The 18,524-nt window shown below is 50.9% G+C and carries 13 protein-coding genes; 1 reads left to right on the top strand and 12 read right to left on the bottom strand.

Annotation, left to right across the window (positions count from 1 at the left end; translation table 11 throughout):
• Position 1: 1 nt before the first annotated feature.
• From ACH50O_RS00465 to ACH50O_RS00440, 6 genes are all read right to left on the bottom strand, one after another.
• Positions 2-1,321 (bottom strand): lipopolysaccharide biosynthesis protein, encoded by a 1,320-nt coding sequence (locus ACH50O_RS00465; RefSeq protein WP_446810108.1) that lies wholly within the window; start codon positions 1,319-1,321, stop codon positions 2-4.
• Between the two features lie 9 nt (positions 1,322-1,330).
• Positions 1,331-2,590: an O-antigen ligase family protein gene (locus ACH50O_RS00460; RefSeq protein WP_446812094.1), complete on the bottom strand. Its 1,260-nt coding sequence runs from the start codon at positions 2,588-2,590 to the stop codon at positions 1,331-1,333.
• A gap of 9 nt (positions 2,591-2,599) precedes the next feature.
• Positions 2,600-4,954, bottom strand: coding sequence for a polysaccharide biosynthesis tyrosine autokinase (locus ACH50O_RS00455; RefSeq protein ID WP_446810107.1), 2,355 nt, complete (start codon positions 4,952-4,954; stop codon positions 2,600-2,602).
• A 3-nt stretch (positions 4,955-4,957) separates the two neighbouring features.
• Positions 4,958-6,058, bottom strand: coding sequence for a polysaccharide biosynthesis/export family protein (locus tag ACH50O_RS00450; protein WP_446810106.1), 1,101 nt, complete (start codon positions 6,056-6,058; stop codon positions 4,958-4,960).
• Between the two features lie 12 nt (positions 6,059-6,070).
• Positions 6,071-7,492 carry an undecaprenyl-phosphate glucose phosphotransferase gene (locus ACH50O_RS00445; RefSeq protein ID WP_446810105.1) on the bottom strand — a complete coding sequence of 474 codons (1,422 nt, stop codon included), beginning with the start codon at positions 7,490-7,492 and terminating at the stop codon, positions 6,071-6,073.
• 465 nt (positions 7,493-7,957) lie between these two features.
• Positions 7,958-9,430: an IS1182 family transposase gene (locus ACH50O_RS00440; RefSeq protein WP_446808290.1), complete on the bottom strand. Its 1,473-nt coding sequence runs from the start codon at positions 9,428-9,430 to the stop codon at positions 7,958-7,960.
• A gap of 812 nt (positions 9,431-10,242) precedes the next feature.
• On the opposite strand from ACH50O_RS00440, the gene ACH50O_RS00435 reads away from it, so the two are divergent.
• Complete coding sequence (locus ACH50O_RS00435; protein ID WP_446810104.1) at positions 10,243-11,283, top strand: IS481 family transposase; 1,041 nt, start codon at positions 10,243-10,245, stop codon at positions 11,281-11,283.
• A 71-nt stretch (positions 11,284-11,354) separates the two neighbouring features.
• Here the strand turns inward: ACH50O_RS00435 and ACH50O_RS00430 are convergent, their stop codons facing one another.
• The 6 genes from ACH50O_RS00430 to ACH50O_RS00405 form a co-directional block, all read right to left on the bottom strand.
• Positions 11,355-12,515 (bottom strand): protein kinase family protein, encoded by a 1,161-nt coding sequence (locus ACH50O_RS00430; RefSeq protein ID WP_446810103.1) that lies wholly within the window; start codon positions 12,513-12,515, stop codon positions 11,355-11,357.
• A gap of 336 nt (positions 12,516-12,851) precedes the next feature.
• Positions 12,852-13,964, bottom strand: a complete 1,113-nt coding sequence (locus ACH50O_RS00425; protein ID WP_446810102.1) for a methyltransferase — start codon at positions 13,962-13,964, stop codon at positions 12,852-12,854.
• On the bottom strand, positions 13,965-14,594 hold the full coding sequence (locus ACH50O_RS00420; protein WP_446810101.1) for a TetR/AcrR family transcriptional regulator: 630 nt from the start codon (positions 14,592-14,594) through the stop codon (positions 13,965-13,967).
• A gap of 1,230 nt (positions 14,595-15,824) precedes the next feature.
• Positions 15,825-17,099 (bottom strand): (Fe-S)-binding protein, encoded by a 1,275-nt coding sequence (locus tag ACH50O_RS00415; protein WP_446810100.1) that lies wholly within the window; start codon positions 17,097-17,099, stop codon positions 15,825-15,827.
• Position 17,100: 1 nt separating this feature from the next.
• A complete protein-coding gene (locus ACH50O_RS00410) occupies positions 17,101-17,553 on the bottom strand; it encodes a hypothetical protein (RefSeq protein ID WP_446810099.1) in 453 nt (150 codons plus the stop codon).
• Positions 17,554-17,556: 3 nt separating this feature from the next.
• Positions 17,557-18,519, bottom strand: a complete 963-nt coding sequence (locus ACH50O_RS00405; RefSeq protein WP_446810098.1) for a Rossmann-like domain-containing protein — start codon at positions 18,517-18,519, stop codon at positions 17,557-17,559.
• Positions 18,520-18,524: the final 5 nt, after the last annotated feature.

The following is an 18,524-nucleotide window of genomic DNA, read 5'->3' as shown; positions in this document are numbered from 1 at the left end:
CTTAGGCATCCGCCGCAAGCGGTTCTTTTCTCAAGTTTTGAATAGTTCCCAATATGGGGCTGGTAGCCGCTTGCCAGGGTTTTGCCAACAGCGCCAACACCATGGCTTCGATACCGAAATAAACCGGATTGGCCCAGGCCGCGCCAGGTAAACCGTATTGGCTGATCAGCAACGGAATCGTAATCGCCGCCGTCACCGCACCGCACAACCGCCCTTTCAGCAAGGTTTTGGTAAGTTTGCGCGCCAGCAGCGGTTGCGCCACAGCCGTGCCCAAGGCATGCAAGGCGCAGCCCAGCGCCATGGCCGGCATTAAATCCACCGCGGCGTGATAGGACTTGGCCAGTACCATGGAAGCCACCCAATCCTTAGTCAGCAGTAACAGCAACAAACCTGCCACGCCCAAGCCCGCGACGCTGGCTATCCAAATCCATAACATCGAAAAGGCCTTTTGCAATTGTTGTGCGGAAAAGGCTTGAAAATACGCGGGCTGAAAGGTGCGCAGCAACACCATCGCACTGCGGTTGAAGGCTTCGTTGACGATCATATAGGTCGCGGCATACAAACCCACATCGGCGGAGCTCAGCAAATAGCCGATCACATACCGGTCGCCCAAACCGTTGATCCAGAAAATCAACTCCATTGGAATCAAGGGCAAGGCGTATACCCACACTTCGCGGCTAAAAGCCCGGCTAACCTGCGCTGGCGTCCGTATGGCGTTGCGGCGCTTAACAACTATCCAAACCAAATTCGACACCAAACTGGCCAGGATATAGCCCAGCAGCACCGATTCCGGATTGCCGCCCATCCACCAGACCAGCGCTATCGCCAATGCGGGCCTTAACACGCTGTCGCTGGTTTGCCAAAGACTGGCCAGGCGTTGTTTGCGCTCGCCTATTGCCAACTGTATGCCCAGTTCGCGCTGCACCGTAGTCGCTAATAACATGCCGGCCAGCAAAAACAACGCACTGCTGGCATCGGTAAAATATCCGAAAACAAAACCGCCCAACACCAACAAAGCTATCGCCAAGCCAGTAGCTTTCAGCGTCAAGGCGGCTACCGCCGTATGCAGACTCCGGCGCTCGGCCGGATCTTGGCATTCCGGGACAATACGCATGCCGGCGCAAATAAACGGATAAGAAAAAACCGCCACACCCAACGCGACAAAACCGTTCAACAAGGCCACTTGCCCGTAAACCGCAGGGCTGACCAATTCAGTCAATAAGCGCGTACCCAGCAACAAGGCCAGAGCCGACGCCGCCTGGCCGAACAAGGCCCAAAAGGCATCGCCGCATAATTTGGATTTTTTTAAGGTTCTAAACATTCGCAAGGGTTATCGCCAAGGCTGAGAGTAACCGGTTTGCGCGGATACCGGTGCTTGTGCCATGTCGGAATTAGCCGCATGTTTTTTCGTAGCGCAGCCCAGCACCATGCCCCACAACAACATCAACAAGGCATTCTGCGGAAAATACTCCCACATATTAAAAGTCAGGCCAGCTGCGAAAATAAACATCGTCACCAGACCTTTATTGGGGTGGACAGACATTCGTGTCGTAGTCCATAAAAACAGCAAATACGCCAACAAACCGATCACGCCGTAGCCGTTCAACAAGAACAAATACAGACTATCGGAATCGAACTGGCCGGGGAAATACTCGGCACCGAACAACAGATTGACGGTATTGGAACTCAAACCCAAACCCCAGCCAAACAACACATCCATCGGCCCGTGCACATGATTGGCAAATACCCGCTGCCACAAATCGATCCGACCGTCCTGAGTGGGATCGGCATCGTCTCGGCCGCTCAACAGGGGGCTGGAGGCCAAAATCAACGCCCCCACCGCCAGGATCGGCGCCGGCATCAGCAAAGCCCAACGATCACGCGGCCTTAACGCAGCATAAACTTGAAAAAACACCACCAACAAGGAGCTGATAAACGCCGTACGCGAACCGCTCAGCAAGGCCAAAAACACGCTTAACGCCAACCAACGCCGCATACCCGGTACCAACGCAAACACCAGCGCGCAAGTCGCCATCGTCGCGCCGAATAGATTGGGGCTGACGAAGGTGCCGAATGGCCGACCGCCACCCAGCATTGATACACCAAACAAAGGCGGCGCCCACAATGCTTGAGCTAAAGCCAATACGGTCTGCAGCACCAGGTAGTAGCGCAGATAGCTGGCAAACTTGTACAGCACATAGTCGCCGGCCCCCAAGCGACTGGTCACGAAACCGATCAAGGCTACCGGCAAATATTCAAAAACCCGCAGGCCGGTCAGCGGCACGACCAAGGGCAAATCCAGATACAAGGCGTAACCCACTTCAAACAAGACATAGGTACAAATCAGGCCCAGAAAAGCCAGCACCGAGCTGCTAAAAATCCCGTTGCGCAAACGCGGTTCCAGCCAGGCGTAAACGATCAACACAGCCAACAAGGCCTCGCGCAGAATCCGCAAACCCATTTCCTGTTCGCCGTAGACTTCCTTGATTCCGGCCCAAGCCGATTCGACTTGCGGCAGCGAAGCGACCGTTGACGCGCCGACCAGCGCAACCAAAAGGGCAGGCAGATCTTTTTCCAGGCGGAGTCTCATCACTGCTAGTTAAACCCGCTCGTCGGTTTCGGCGGGAACCGGCAATAGCTCCCTATCCAACTGCTTGCCCAACCAGTCACCCACTGCATGATACTTATCGCTCCAGGTGGACTCCTCCTTCGGTTCCTGATCGGCGCGTTGATAGGCGTAACCGTAATACGGATAGTAAGACGAGCCTTCCTTCATATCGTTGATGATGAAGCCATTGGGTTTGATGCCCACTTGCAGGAAGCGGCGGGCGCTGACTTCCAGTTCCTGCGCGGTGTAGCGGCCTTCTTTCACCACCAGGAAAGTAGCATCGGCATGCTTACCCAGAATCGCCGCATCGGTGGCACCCAAAATCGGCGGTGAATCGATGACAATATGATTATAAAAACTTTTCAGCTGCTCCAGGGTTTCGGACAATTCGCCCAATACCAATAACTCGGCCGGGTTTAACACCATATTGCCGCGCGGGATCAAGTCGATACCCACATCCGGCAAACTGACAATCACTTCGCCCAACGTCGCTCTACCGGCCAATAAATCGGACAAACCCGGTTGTTTGCCTATCGAGAAAGTCTCGTGCAAACGGCCGTTGCGCATGTCGGCATCGATCACCAACACCCGTTTTTTAATGCTGGCCAGCAAGGCCGCCAAGTTGGCGCTGACAAAGGATTTACCCATGCCCGGCGCCGGACTGCTAACCATGATCACCTTGCTCTCATGCTGGGCCAACGTGGCTTCCAGCGTGGTCCGCAAACCGCGCAGCGACTCGACAGAAATATCCAGCGGATCCTGGCTGACTAATATGCCGTTGTCTTTATCCTTACCAAGCAAGCGTCCCAATTTATGCTGCTTTTTGCTGTGCGGAATCGCGGCGAACAGCGGCAAACCGACTTGATATTCCAGCAAGGCCGGATAGTTATCGTGGCGTTGCAGCGAATGTCTGAGGAAAATCAACGCCGAGCCCAAGCTCAATCCCAACAGGCCGGCAATCGCCAACAACAAGCTAGGTTTGGGCCAGTACGGTTTTTCCGGCGTGACGGCGAAATCGACGATGCGCGAGTTGCCCAAGGAACCGGCGGCGGCGATGCGCTGTTCCTGCGCGCTGTTCAACAAAGAGGTGTATAGCTCGGTATTGACCTGTACATCGCGCGACAAACTGACCATGTTTTGCTGGGTTTTCGGTAAATCCTTGATGCGTTTTTCCAAAGCTGCCAGTTTGTTATTCACGCGTTTGATCTGCGCGTTGGTGGAGATCATGTCCGGATGCTCGGATTCCAAGCGCTGACTTTGTTCGTCGTATTTTTGTTTAAGCTGAATGCCCAGGGTTTCCATGTCCGACGCCTGTTTCAACAGAATCTCGGCCTCGGCGGAAATATCCACCGCGCCGTGTTGCTGACGATACGCGCTCAAACCTTGCTCGGCTTTTTCCAGACGCTCCTTGACGATGGGCAACTGGCTTTCCAGGAAACCCAGTTTTTGCGAAGCTTCCGCCGATTCCCAATTCACCGTGGCGTTCACGTAAATCGCCGCAATATCGTTCACCGATTTAGCCAGTTGCTCCGGATCTCGGCCTTTCAATTCCACGCTCAGAATATCGGTGTCCTTCGACACTTCTTTTACCGCAAAGGCTTTTTGCAGCGTTTCGATGGCTGACAGCGCGGTACGGCGGGTCAATTCGAAATGCGTACCCGGATGCGCTTCCAGGGTTTCGACTTTAATCGTCACCGGAGTTTTCTCGCCGATCTCGGCACTCAATATTTCGCCAACCTGACCAGCCAACAATTCGTCGCCGCGAGGATCGAGTAATTGGAAACGACCTTCTTCAAGCGCAATCAGGATAAATTCTTTTTCCAAATAGCGATCAGGGACGCTGAATGCGGCGATTTTCAGCTTTTCGCCGCCCCAGGCCCAGCGACTGAAGCCCCACCAGGCTTCCGCAATGCCGTCATGGGCATCATGCCGGCGCGCCAAGGTTTCACCAATAAATGGAAAAAAATAAGGCTCTGTTTCTATGGTCAAATTCAGGTTATCCACGACTTTGCCCAACACCGAACGCGAGCGCAAAATCTCAACTTCCCGTTGTGCGCGCGGACTTTCAGCTTCCGCCGGCGCTTGGTTGTTTTCGCTGCGCAGCGTCGCGGACAGCAAGGCCTTGTTTTTGTCGATTCGCAGCAAGGCGTCAGCCTTGTAAGTGCGCGGCGCCAACACCAGATATACGGTGGTAATCAGCAACACTGAACACAGCGCAATGAAAATGGTTTTACGGCCTTCTATCAACAAATCGACATAGTCACGAATACTGACGCTAGGCTCTGCCATCCGCGCCTGATTCACCGTTTGCAATACCGGCGTAGCTTCGTTTTGTGAGTAATACATTGGTTACATCCCCATCATCGCGGCTTGCGACATGATTGCGGTAAACGAGCCAGGTAAAATCTGGTTCAGCACCCGCGACCATTGCGTGACACCGGCGGTACCGATGAACAGCGTGTCGTGGGCTTGTAGCGGAAACTGATCGGCCAGAATCATCGCGTCGGGCGATTCGGCATCCAGTTGGAAAATCTCGGGATGCATGTCTCCGGCGCGAATCACGTAAATATCGCCGGGCCGTGAGGTATTGAAATCAACCCCGGAGGCTTCGGCCAAGGCTTGCGACAGACTCATGCGGCCTTTGTTAATCTGGATGGCTTGCTGGCGATTGGCCTCGCCCATCACAAACACCTTGCTATCTTTTTGATCGCCGACATTCAGCACGTCGCCGTCTTTCAACAGCAGGTTCTGGGTGGTCAGGCCTTTTTCGTACATAGACTGCACATCCAGTTTGTAGAGCTTGCCGTCGCGGGCCAGCGCCACATTGGCAAAATCGGAGTCTTTGGTAGAACCGCCGGCGCGGGTGATGGCTTCCGCGACGGTTAAAGGTGTTTCGTTCATGGTTTGCACGCCGGGCCGCACCACTTCACCCACCACCGCTACTCGGTGCGCCTGGAAGGACAACACCCGGATATCGAGTTTGACCTTTTTGAAGTATTTGGACAGCTCGCGGGTCAAGTCGGCGCGGGCCTCGCTGACCGTCTTACCGGCCACGTGCATGCTGCCGACATAGGGGTAATACAGGTCGCCGTTTTCGTCGACCACTTTCCCGGCCAGTTCCGGCATGATTTTCTCGCCGCCGGGATCGTTTAGTTCCGGATGCTCCCAGACCGTAATCTGCAATCTGTCCTGCGGACCGATGCGGTAGCTGGTTTTGTTAGGGTCCACCGGTGGCAGGCTGTTAATGGCATGCCGGCGATTGCTCTCCCGCTCGATGATCAGATCGGCGGTAATCGGCACGATGCGGACTTTCTCTTTCACCAACTGCCCGTCTCGGTTGCTTGGCAGTTCGATTTCGGTCATGCCGTTATCGTTATTCATATCCATGCCCGGCGCCAGGAAACAACCGGGCAAGGTTAAAATCAGCATGATGGGAATCAATCTAAACATGTAAGCGTGTCCTTAGTAGGCGTTTTTATTGATAAATCCGGTCAGTACGGTGCGGAAGGCGATCTCCAGATCGAACCACAGCGACCAATGCTGGATGTAATACAAATCGTGTTCGATGCGGCGGTTCAAATCGGTGTCGCCGCGCCAGCCGTTGACTTGCGCCCAGCCTGTGATGCCGGCTTTCACCATGTGTTTTTTCATGTAGTTAGGCACTTGATCCTTAAACACTTCGACAAAGTCGGGACGCTCCGGACGTGGGCCGACCAGCGACATATCGCCACGCAACACATTGATCAATTGCGGCAGTTCGTCCAGGCTGGTTTTGCGCAGGAAGGCACCGAACGGCGTGGCGCGATTTTCGCCGGGTTTGGCCCAAACCGCGCCGGTTTTGGCTTCGGCATCGACCGGCATGGAACGGAACTTCAGCATCGTGAACGAACGATTATTCCAACCTACCCGCTCCTGCCGATAAAACACCGGACCGCGCGAACTCAGTTTCACACCCAGTGCCAGAAACAACATCAAGGGGCTGATCAGCAGTAATAAAATCAAAGCCAGCAAGCGGTCTTCCACTTCCTTAATGTAGCGATTGATACCGTGCAGCGGCGACACCGAGAAATCCAACGTGGGAATACCGGCCACGGTGTTCAAGCTAAGGAATTTACTTTGCTTGAAGGCAAAACAATCGATCACCAGCCGAATGCTGACCGGCAGATGACGCAGCTGATATTGCGCACGCTCGGTCAAGGATTCGCCTTGATAGGCTACCCAGACTTCATCGATGGCTTGAGCAGCGATGATGCCCGGCAGATCTTCCAGTTTACCGAGACGCGGCAGCGCGAAATCGCTGATCGAATTTCTATCATCGCCTCTATCGTCTACATAACCGACCACTTGCAGCCCGGCCCAAGAGGAATGATTCAACTGCCGTGCCACCGCAACCGCCATTTGATTCAAGCCGACCATGACGATACGGCCCTGCGACCAGCCGCGAGCCCGCAAGAAACGCAGCACTTGCGACAACACGCCGCGCGCCGCCAACACGAACACCAAACCCAGCACACCCCAGGACGCAATCCAGCGGTAACTGGAACCGAACCAAAAATGCAACCTGATTAACGCGACGATGGACACCACCGCCACTAACGCCGAGATCCAGCCTCTGACGATACGGGCAATCTCGCCGCGCATCGCATCGTTACGCCAGGGCCGATACACCTGCCCGATTTCGAAGAAGATAATGGCGCCCAGGATACCTAGTGCGATGACGATCCGGTAATCTTGATCGACGACGTATTCACGTAACCAGAAATAGTGAGTCACCCAAGCGGCAGCAAACAACATGGCGACGTCGATGACGCGCAGCAACAGAATCACCGTGTGTCCATACTGCTTGAAAAGCCCGTTGAAAATATTTCCCAAACCGAGTGGCATGTGTGTAACCCCTATAGCGTCTTATCCCAATGACAAGGGTCGCCGTCCCTGGAAACCCAACCTGATGCAAACGGGTTGATATTCCCTATTCGCTTGGGTTTGTAGATTACAGAGTCAAGATGAGAGAAAGCCTGAGGGTTTAATTAAGATCGTATTAGGAACGGCTTAACTTTGGATGAGGGGCAATTTGAGGAAGGTGTTATTGGTATCCAAGAATGGGCGTTTCAGAAGGGATGCAGCGAGTTGGTCAGACGATAGCAGGCTGCGTTCGGCCCAGACCGTGTAAAAACGCACAAATTGAGATTGTTCGAGCATGGATAAGGCATTTAGTGGGGTTCTAAAGCTGCCGTGGAATGTAGGAGAGAGCTTCGCTCGAGACAAACAAGAATTTACCATTTCCAAAATGGAACCCTGGAAAGCCTTGTTGACAGATGGGCTTTACACAACCGTACTCTGAAATAGCCACTAACCGGCTATGGTTGATTCATTAGGACGACACAATGCCATCTTGGCTTTTATACCGTCAATCAGCGCTGTAAGACCTATGATATTGATCACTCGCTTCAAATTATAGGCCAGCACATGCAAGCTCATTTCGGTACGAACGTGCGCCAAGGTTTTCATCAGAAAGTGAGTAGCCCCCATCCAGGCTTTGAGCGTGCCGAAAGGATGTTCGACAGTTTGTCGGCGAATTCTCATGCTGTCAGGTGCCAAGTCCAAGCGAGTTTGCATGGCGTCAAGAATGTCCTCATGCTCCCAACGCTTGACGCGCCGTTGGGGGCTGGGCGTACATTGCTCCTTGAGCGCACAGTTTTGACAGGCCGAACTCCAGTAACAATGTAATTTCAAGCCTTTCTCAATAGTGGAAAAGCGCCAAATCAAAGCCTCCCCAGCCGGACAGCGGTATTCGTTTTTCTTGCTATCAAAAATGAAATCAGCTTTGCCAAAACGGCCATCGGCTGTGGCGATTGATGTCACGGTCTTAGGCACAATCGCGGTAATGCCGGCTTCGTGGCAGGCGAGGATTTCTTCGCCTTTGAAATAACCGCGATCGGCAATGACGGTTAAAGCGTCAACCGCCATGGCACTGCGGGCTTTTTTCGCCATGTTGGAAAGCTGGCTGCGGTCCACACCCTCATTGATCACCTCGTGCGCCACAATCAGATGATGCTTAGTGTCAACAGCGGTCTGAGCGTTATAACCCACGATGCCAGTACCCCGCGTTTTCATGGAACGGGCATCGGGATCAGTCAGGGAAATCTGTTTGTCGGGTGTTTGGTTGAGCTGAACTTCAACGTCTTTCAGGGCTTTCATCTGCGCTTTTAGGGCAGCAATTTTATCTTGCAAACGCTCGGTTTTTGCCTCTGCCACGGCGGGTTCTTGCCGATCGGCGCTATCCAGTTCAGTCAAATATCGATTGATACTGGATTCGATTTCTTCCATACGCCGTTGCAATTTGGCGCTGGTGAAGTTGCGATCGCGGTTATTAACGGCTTTGAACTTGCTGCCGTCTATGGCCACCAGAGCTTCTGAAAATAAACCCAGCTGCTGACAGAGCATGACAAATTGGCGGCAGACGTTACGGATGGCTTTACCGTTCTCTTTGCGGAAAGTGGCGATGGTTTTGAAATCCGGCATCAAGCGTCCGGTTAACCACATCAACTCGATATTACGCTGCGTTTCTTTCTCCAAACGACGGCTGGATTGGATGCGATTAAGGTAACCGTAGATATAAATCTTCAGTAAAACCGCAGGGTGATAGGCGGGTCTGCCGGTAATAGCGGGTTGAACACCTTCGAAACCGAGTGGCTTAAGATCCAACTCATCCACAAAGACATCAACGACACGGACGGGATTGGTCTCCACCACATAGTCATCCAGACTTTCAGGTAGCAAGGTAATTTGAGTGCGACATTCACCTTTAATGAATCGATTCATCGGCTAACTCCAATCAATAAACCCTGAGCCAAATTATACCAAAGCTGGCGTTTTGACACAGTCTGGGCCAAAAGCTGACTATCGCGCTTGTTGGCTCAGCGACAGAGGGTAGTTACGGAGCAGCCATTCAACAATGAGGGTAGCTTTTGGTGGTCAAGTTGACCGGATGGTTAGGCTCCGGTTTCAGTTTTGTATGCAAGCTCAATAGTAACTTCTATGTAATTGCAGCAAGGATCACCTTTTTTGCGACCCTTCGGAGATCCTTCGTGCCCATTGCAATGAAAGGTATTTTCATAGTGAGTATCTCGATTTCTAACAAGGCCATCGATTATCCATTGCAGTTCGTACCCTCCTTGTTGGCACCTTGGATTAGAGCACGAAATCTTTGCGGGCAAATTAGATGCTGTGTAATAAAGGTGCGAACGATGTTCAATAGGTATGGACATAATATTTCGAAAATCTCCCTGCTCCTTCCCAGTTAGAGTAAGCGATTTTACGGAAGGAAAGACCTTGTCGAAGGTTGTCGGTTCGCCTTGCAAAAATGGTCTGTGAGTCATCTATATCTCCTGCTACCTGGATGTATAACGCTGTGGTTAGTGGGCCGGTGTAGCGAAGCATTGCTTATGGTAAAAGAGCGAAGTGATACCATAAATAATGCAGAGCGTAATTGGCTCCACTGAACCACCTTGTTATGGTTCATAGCTTAATTGTATTAGTCTCAACTTAATCTGACACATCGACTTGAAAAGATGAGAGTTACCGGTTTTGATAGGGGTGTCGAATCCTTACTCAAAACACAAAAGGTAACTCCCATGTTGCATACTAACAATCCGATCATTAAACACAAAGCAGGGCTGTTAAATTTGGCTCAAGAGCTGAATAATGTGTCCAGAGCCTGCAAGGTGATGGGCGTATCACGTGATACGTTTTATCGCTATCAGGAACTGGTGGCCGAAGGCGGTATCGATGCCTTAATCGATAAAAATCGCAGATCACCGAATCTCAAGAATCGCGTGGACGAAAGCATTGAAATCGCGGTGAAAGCGTATGCAGTCGAGTTTCCGGCGCATGGTCAGCACCGAACCAGTAACGAGTTGCGTAAACAAGGTGTATTCGTTTCCGGCAGCGGCGTTCGCTCCATCTGGTTACGGCATGATCTTGAAAATTTTAAAAAGCGTCTCAAGGCGCTGGAAACCCAAGTAGCCATCGAAGGACTGATTCTGAGCGATGCGCAGATTGCGGCGCTGGAAAAGAAACAGCACGATGACGAAGCTTGCGGCGAAATCGAAACTGCTCATCCGGGTTACCTCGGCTCGCAAGATACCTTCTACGTTGGCAACCTCAAAGGTGTGGGACGAATTTACCAGCAGACTTACGTGGACACCTACAGCAAAGTCGCGCACTGCAAGTTGTATACAACCAAAACGCCGATCACCGCCGCTGACATTCTGAATGACAAAGTGTTGCCGTTCTATGAAGCGAATGAATTGCCCGTGCTACGTATTCTGACGGATCGTGGCACCGAATATTGTGGCAAGGTCGAGCAGCATGACTATCAGCTGTACCTGGCGATTAACGACATCGACCATACCAAAACCAAGGCCATGTCGCCGCAAACCAACGGGATTTGTGAACGCTTCCATAAGACCATCTTGCAGGAGTTCTATCAGGTCACCTTCCGCAAAAAGCTCTACAGCGAGCTAGCCGAATTACAAAAAGACCTGGACGAATGGCTGGTTTATTACAACAATGACCGAACTCATCAGGGCAAGATGTGCAATGGCAGAACGCCAATGGATACTTTGCTGGATGGAAAACGGATTTGGGCTCAGAAAAATCTGAACCAAATCTAATCTGACAGGCACCTCGCAAAACCGGTAACTGTCAGGTTAAGTCTGAACTAATACAGCTTAATAAACGCCAATCAACTCGGCTTGATATTTTGAAACGCTTGACGCAATTCATCAATGTCCTTAAACCTGAGCCTCTTATCACTGTTAAGACCATTTTCGATAAAGGTGCTCAGATTTGTAGATACTTTGTCGGTGCTAGTTTTTCCGGTTAGTACGTAATATAGAATGCGAGTGAGAGCATAAGTCTCATGTAGGACATCGTACTTATCAAATCCTTCGACTACCAGGTTTGGATCATTAAAGTAACCCTTAAATGTAGTGTTTACTGAAGTTAAATCGCTATCTACAACTTTCACTAGACCGAAGTCCGCTATTTTCACAACAACTACATCATCATATTTTTTAATAAGAATATTCTTTGGACATATATCTCGATGCAGAATGTTTTTAGAGTGTATATATGAGAAGCCTCTAATAATTTGGATGCCTAACTTAAATCTTTCCTGAAAGGATAAATTTGCATTATTTTTTGAAATATACTTATCCAAGGATGCATCCATAAACTCCATTACATATTCTTTATTTGATTCATTGTAACCAAACACCTCAAGAACGTATGGGGAACTTAAACCTCTCATTTGTTCATATTCACGCCTAAATCTTTCTAGCTCTTTTGAGGTTAGATCTTTTCTTGCGCGCTTCAAAGCAAACGTTTTAATATAAAACTTATCAACATACTTAAAAACTTGAGCATACGATCCCTCTCCGATCAACTTCAAATCAGAAATGTTCTTTTGATTCTCAATAACAATTGAGTTCTGTAGATAGAATATGGGAATTGTGTAGTACAGTTCCATTTTTTCTGTATTCGGAGGTATTGCGCTTCCACCACTTTTGCTTAAGAACGTTTTGCAAAAAGATAGCTTTTCTCTGTAGTATTCATCTATAGCAAAAGCAAATTCAGATTTTTTTAGAGACCGCTCTAAAGCTTCGATAATTTCAATAGTTTGAGCTAGCTCTCGACTTGGATCCGCCCAGAAATGATTGGAGTTATCTGCTGTCGGCAGTCTGTGATTCATTGAATCAAATAGATTAATAACTCTCGCATGAAGCGTAGAAAACAAAATCCTTAGCTTTTCGTTACTGATTGACTCATATAGATCTTCGTATTCATTAAGAAGGCTATCAGCAAGCTTTCTGTAATGAGTTTCGATTGAATTTTCAACATTCATTACCGCTAATCAACCCTTGGCACATTGAAACCAGAATAAGGAATTATATAGTCCTCCCTATATCTGCCAAGAAATGATCTTTGACACGATAATTTATTGATCAGCATTTCAGTTTCCTTTTTGCATATCATCGGTGTCAGTTGTTTATGTCTGGTAATGATCCAATTGCCGCCATTGAAGCATGTTAGGCGATAGACGGCAACGGGTCGGTTTGGCTCAGTGACGAACGGCTGCTTTCAGGTATCAGAATTCAATGGCAGCTTTCCGGTGATGGTGATTGGTGCTTAAATTGAATGACAGTGTTACCAACTTGTTTAATCATACCGGATATAACAGTTAACTTGCCTTTACGACAAGAATACTGCCAAACGACTGGAGCCCGACGACCTCTTCGAGTTTTAGTCCCGCAGCATTTATCAACGAGGTCCATTCTTTCAGGGTTCGTTCCCGACCTCTGCAGCCCATGAACATTTGCATATCTAAAGATGCTCCTGCAAGGTCAGTCCCGATTTCAGGCAAGATGATTTCCATCAGGGCTATTCTGGCCCCCTTGGTGCCGATGGCTTGAGCCAGATTACGGAGAGCCTTGAGGCTGCTTTCGTAATCGAAACCATGCAATACAGCCGAGAGCAGATAGATGTCTTTGGGGCCTTCAGCTGCAGGTACTGACCTGAGCAGATCACCTCCTTGAAAGCGAATTCGCTCAACATCTGCAGACGGGTTTGCTTCCCAGTACTGCCTTGCCTCAGCAATTACCTGTGGACGATCAACGACCACAGCGGTCAGATGCGGGTACCGCTTTAGAATCGTGAGTGACTTGGCGCCTCGTGAGCCTCCGACATCAATGATTCTGTCAAATTGACTCCAATCAAAGTCTGTCGCAAAACTATCGCCAGTGAGTGCTTCGACGCTGTCCATGGCTTCAGAGAATAGTTGATCGAACTCGCGATGGTTGTCCATGAAATCGAATAATTCTTCGTCATGGGTTAACTGAAATGGTGAGGTGCCTTCCCTTACTCCCTGTTCCAACTTCTCGAACCAGGGACGGCTCATGGCTTCCGAATTGTGCATCAGAATCATCGCTCGCACAGTGTTTGGATGGTTTTTGCGAAGATAGACTGAAACCTTATTGTTCTTAAAAACACTTGGCGCCGTTTCTTCAAAAATCCCCATAGCCTGAAGCATTCGAAGTAAACGGAATACGGCATCGGGATTGGCCGATACCTTTGACGCAATTAAGCCTGAGCTCAATTCGCCATCAGCAATGACAGATGCAATATCGAGTTGGGCTGCCACATACAGTGCGCGTGACTGCCAAAAGGCAGAACCGATTTGCATGAGCCAAAACGGAGGCGGCGTTAGCTTGTTAGGGATGTTTTGCAGCCATGAGCCAAATTTCATGATCATCGAAAAGCGGCGTACGGCACTCGTGTTCATTTGCAGCGTCATCTATTGATCTCTTGGCTCTTGGGAGTTGCCAGGCGCTAACCCAGCTAAAAACAGATGGCCGTTAAATTCCGCCAAACTGTCCAAAAATGCGGTATCCATAGGCCGTCCCATTTGTTCCTCAAAAATATCCTTCAAGAGGATGGGCGTCATTGCCAAACTGACGAATGCGAGTCGGAGGATGTCGGGGTCCACGGTAGAAGAAATTTGCCCCTGATCTTTCAAATCGGATACCCTGCGTGTACCTTTGGTACGCCCACGTTCCAGAAGTTGCTGGATAAATCGGCGACCGGGGCCGTGGTTTAGCGCAATTATTTTGAGAATAAGTTTGGGGAACTCAGGCTTTGCAGTCATCGTGTCGTAATACAAACGAAGAAAATCTTTGAAGCCAGTCACCGAGGCAAGCATGGGACCATCAAGAACGGACAACATCGGATTAAGGGTCTCCCGGATCATCTCCTCATAGAGTCCCTGCTTATTTCCGAAGTAATAACGGATCATCGAGATGTTTGTGTTTGCCTTTTCTGCTACCAGCCGAGTAGAAACTTTGTGGTATTCATCAGCAAGGAAGCATTCAAGGGCTGCGCGGATTAATCTATCCCTTACCGAGTCTGAATTGTTTTCTGTGGCCATGATCTGCAACCCCAATATCGAGTTTATATGCAGATTAGCACTGTTGGCAGACTAGGTCGGCATAGTTTCGTCAATCAATTTTGGCTATTTGATTGAACGCTATCCTTTAGATCAGATGTTTGCTTCTGGCTACTTGGTTGAGGTCGCCAACGGCTGGTTTGTAGTTCGCCAGTGTTCAGAACCTGGCTTTGGCCGACTGACCGCTTTAGAGAAGCTCGAGTGACAAAAATGGGTCGGTGTTGATCATTCGCCCCTAGAGCAATCTTAACAATTAGTTCTCGATTAATACTTAATTTTCCGCCCCCCAGTTAAAACCCAATCTTAATCGTTGGTCGGACAATTTTATCCACCATTCTGCTGGCAAAACAGCGGTATACCTATTCAGGCTCGATCATTTAAGTGTCGAGCCTCGATGATTCAGCTCCGAGAGAGAACAATGGAGAAAAAAGCTCGGCCAATGTCGTTCTGAGCCTGATTGTTCAAGAGAATTTCTAAATTACTCGAGTTTCGAACTAGATGATTCTAGAAAATTACTCGATCATTCGAGCTATGAACTGAATCATTCAAGAAATTATCTCGGTCGTTCGAGCTCGGAGCTGAATCATTCAAGAAACTATCTCGGCCGTCCGAGCTCGGAGCTGAATCGTTCAAGAAATTTTCTCGGCCGTTCGAGCTCTGAACTGAATCGTTCAAGAAATTATCTCGGCCGTTCGAGCTCGGAGCTGAATCGTTCAAGAAATTTTCTCGGTCGTCCGAGCTCGGGGCTGAATCGTTCAAGAAATTTTCTCGGTCGTCCGAGCTCTGAACTGGATCGTTCAAGAAATTTTCTCGGTCATCCAAGCTCGGGACTGAATCGTTCAAGAAATTTTCTCGGTCGTTCGGCTTCCAAGCTAAATCATTCCTACATTATGCTCGATCTTGGATGCTTAGCGATTCTGCGTCCATCCAATATCATTCACGGGCGAGGTCGGTTGCAGAGCGACAGTGAAGCTGGGCCCGCCGCTATGCGTCGGCTTCGAGAAAGCAATGTCAGCTTGCTAATTAAAAAACAATTGCTCCAAACACAAAAGGCCGGGACAGTCCGCGCCGATTAGCGATAGCTTAGCCGGAGGAATGTTGGCTTCGAAGGGTACGATTACATAAGCTAATCGCACCTTTTGTCATGACAGCTTATTTGGCAATAAGGGTTCTAACCTGGCCATTGCATGTAACGTTTGACCAAGGACTAAACTACACCCTATCCGCCAACAAGCGTATCGGATGCACCAGTTTCCGGGCGGTCTCGGCGCGGTCGGCATTGAGGTAAAACGCGCAGCTGAAATTGCTGCTGACCACCACGTCCGCACCGGAGCCTTCGATGGCTTGGCGCTTGGCGTTGCGCAGTGGCTGCGCATTTTCAGGATGACTCAGCATGTAACTGCCGCCGGCGCCGCAGCAGAGTTGATTGTCCGGCAAGGCTTCGATATTCAAACCGGGGATTTTCCGCAGCAGTTCGTGAACGGCACGGCCGTTTTTCAACACATTGCGCTGGCTGCAAGGCTCGTGTACCGCCACGTTTAAGTTGGACGCCGCCGGCTCCAGCGTATCCGGCCAATGCGCCAATAAAAATTCGTTGATGTCTTGCAAGCTGCGGCCGAACCAACCGGCGGTTTCGCTATCGTCGCCTTGGTATTCAGTCAGCATGGCGCCGCAACCGCTGGCGACATAGACCACCGCTTCCACTTCCAGCTGGTAAAACGCTTCGATATTTTTATCTATTAAAGCTTGCGCGGAACAGCCGTTGTGCTGGTGAATCGCCCCGCAACAGCCTTGGCCTTCCGGCACCACGACTTCGTAGCCTATGGTATTGAGCAGTTTGATCGCGGCGCGCTGAGTGGCGCGGTCGAAATGCTCGGCCAGACAACCGGTAAACAAGGCCACCCGCCCGCGCTGACGCTGGCGTCTGCCGACCGGATAAATCCCGGCCAAACTGCCCAAGGCCGGCTCGTTAAGCAAACTTTCGGCGGTAGCCAATTTTAATTTGCGCAGCAAGCCGCTGGCTCGCAGCGGTTTTCGCAAACCCGAGCGTAAATACAAGGACAGCAAGGGCAACAACATGCGCCTCCGGCGTTTATGTTCGATTAAATACATAGCCAGTTTGGCTAACCAGGGCCGCGCAGCGGTTTGCCGCAGTTTCATTCTGGCCTGATCGAACAGCGCGCCGTAACTCATCCGGCTGGGGCAGGCGGTTTCGCAAGCCCGGCATTGCAGGCAGTTATCCAGATGGCCGCGCTCTTCCGCGCTGATCGGCACATCCTCTACCAATACTTTACTGATGGTGCGGATCCGTTGCCGCGGGGTTTCCGCGTCGGTTTCGAATAAACGGAAGGTTGGGCAACTGCTGACGCACATGCCGCAGCGCATGCATTCGCTGGCTTCCGGGATATACGGACCGCTGGGCGCAGGCGAATCCGAGCCGCTATCGCCCGTGAATTCACCGATGCCAAAATCCATAATATCGAACATGTCAGCCCTCCATCATTTTTGTGTAAGCCCGGCGCAGCAACTCCATTTCGGCTGGCGGCCGGCCGCGTAATTCCGGCAAAGTGCGCATCTGGCAGCCCAAGCGCTGCATCAAGCGATGCGGCGGATCCAGCAGTTTGAAGCGCGCCATGTAGACGGTGACGACGCCTTTCGGGGTATCGACGTATTCCTGATAACCGGCTTCGGCGTGCAGCAAATCGTTATCGAAACCTAGCATTCGATTGATGGCGTTGATCAACGTTGCCGGGTGAACGGTGATTTTCCCTTCGGTTACCGCCGCGCCTTCATCGAAGGCGACGGACAGCGGCGGCAAGGATTGCGGAAAGCACACGCTACCGGCGGCCTGTTGCGCAAACATGGTTAGGGCGCTGATATCGCCTTTGTACATCAACAACAATCTATGGCTGGCAAATACTTCCGGCACTGCAATATTCATGCACTACCCAGCGGCATAGTTGTCCCACAGCGATTTAAAACTGCTATCCAGGCGCGACAGCCGGCTGTTGATCTGATCCAGCAAGGAGTAATGCGGAAAGCGCGCCTTATTGCCGTCGCGATACCATTGTTCCATTGCTTCGGTAAGTTGGGTGCGTTCGGCAAAGCAATCGGCGATTTGCTGTTTCAACCAGCTGATACTGCTTTGCGGCGCCAATTCCGCCACCCGATAACGTAAGCCGTTGTTAAAGATCCGCACGCCGCCGCCTTGGGCTGCAGTGTGATACAAAGCGTCCTGATCGACGATTTCCACGCCGGCCAAATAATCGATGCCAAACTCGTGCAACTGCGGCAGCCAGGGTACGGTAGGCCCCATCAACACGGTTTTGGCATGGCTGGACAGTTCCACCAAGCGCGGAAAAGTTTTATTCGGAATGCTGCTGGCGGTCAGAAACACCCAGTCGGCTTGCGGCAACAAAAACTCGCACGCGGAATCCGGCAAATCGGCGGCGGACGGCTGCCGTTCCAGAATGGTTAAATGCATCTTGTCCTGATAGCGCTCGATGCCCGGATAACGGCCGATCACCACCACATTTTTGCTTTGCAATTGCGGCAAAAAATATTCGAATACCGCCAGATTGGCGTGCTCGTCGTGGCTGTCCAGCACTACCGATTCCGGCAAGGGACGAGCGTTGATGCAGCTATTGATCGCGGCCATCGCCACGGTAGCCTTGTAGGGTTCCCATTCGGTGATCCAGGCCGCCAGATCGGTGACCGGCTTACCGCCCAGGGTACCGGACCACGGCAAGGTCCGCGTGCTCTGCCCCGGACTCATCGCCAAGCCGGCGGTAGCCTTACCCTTGCATTGGCAAAGGGTCCACACCAAACCTATCATCAGGTTGTCCACCACGGCATCGCTGCTGCAATAATCCAGCAGCAATTCGTACAAACGTTTTGGATTAGCCATTGCCC

Source organism: Methylomonas sp. 2BW1-5-20 (assembly GCF_052474515.1).
This window is presented reverse-complemented; position numbering and strand designations above follow the sequence as displayed.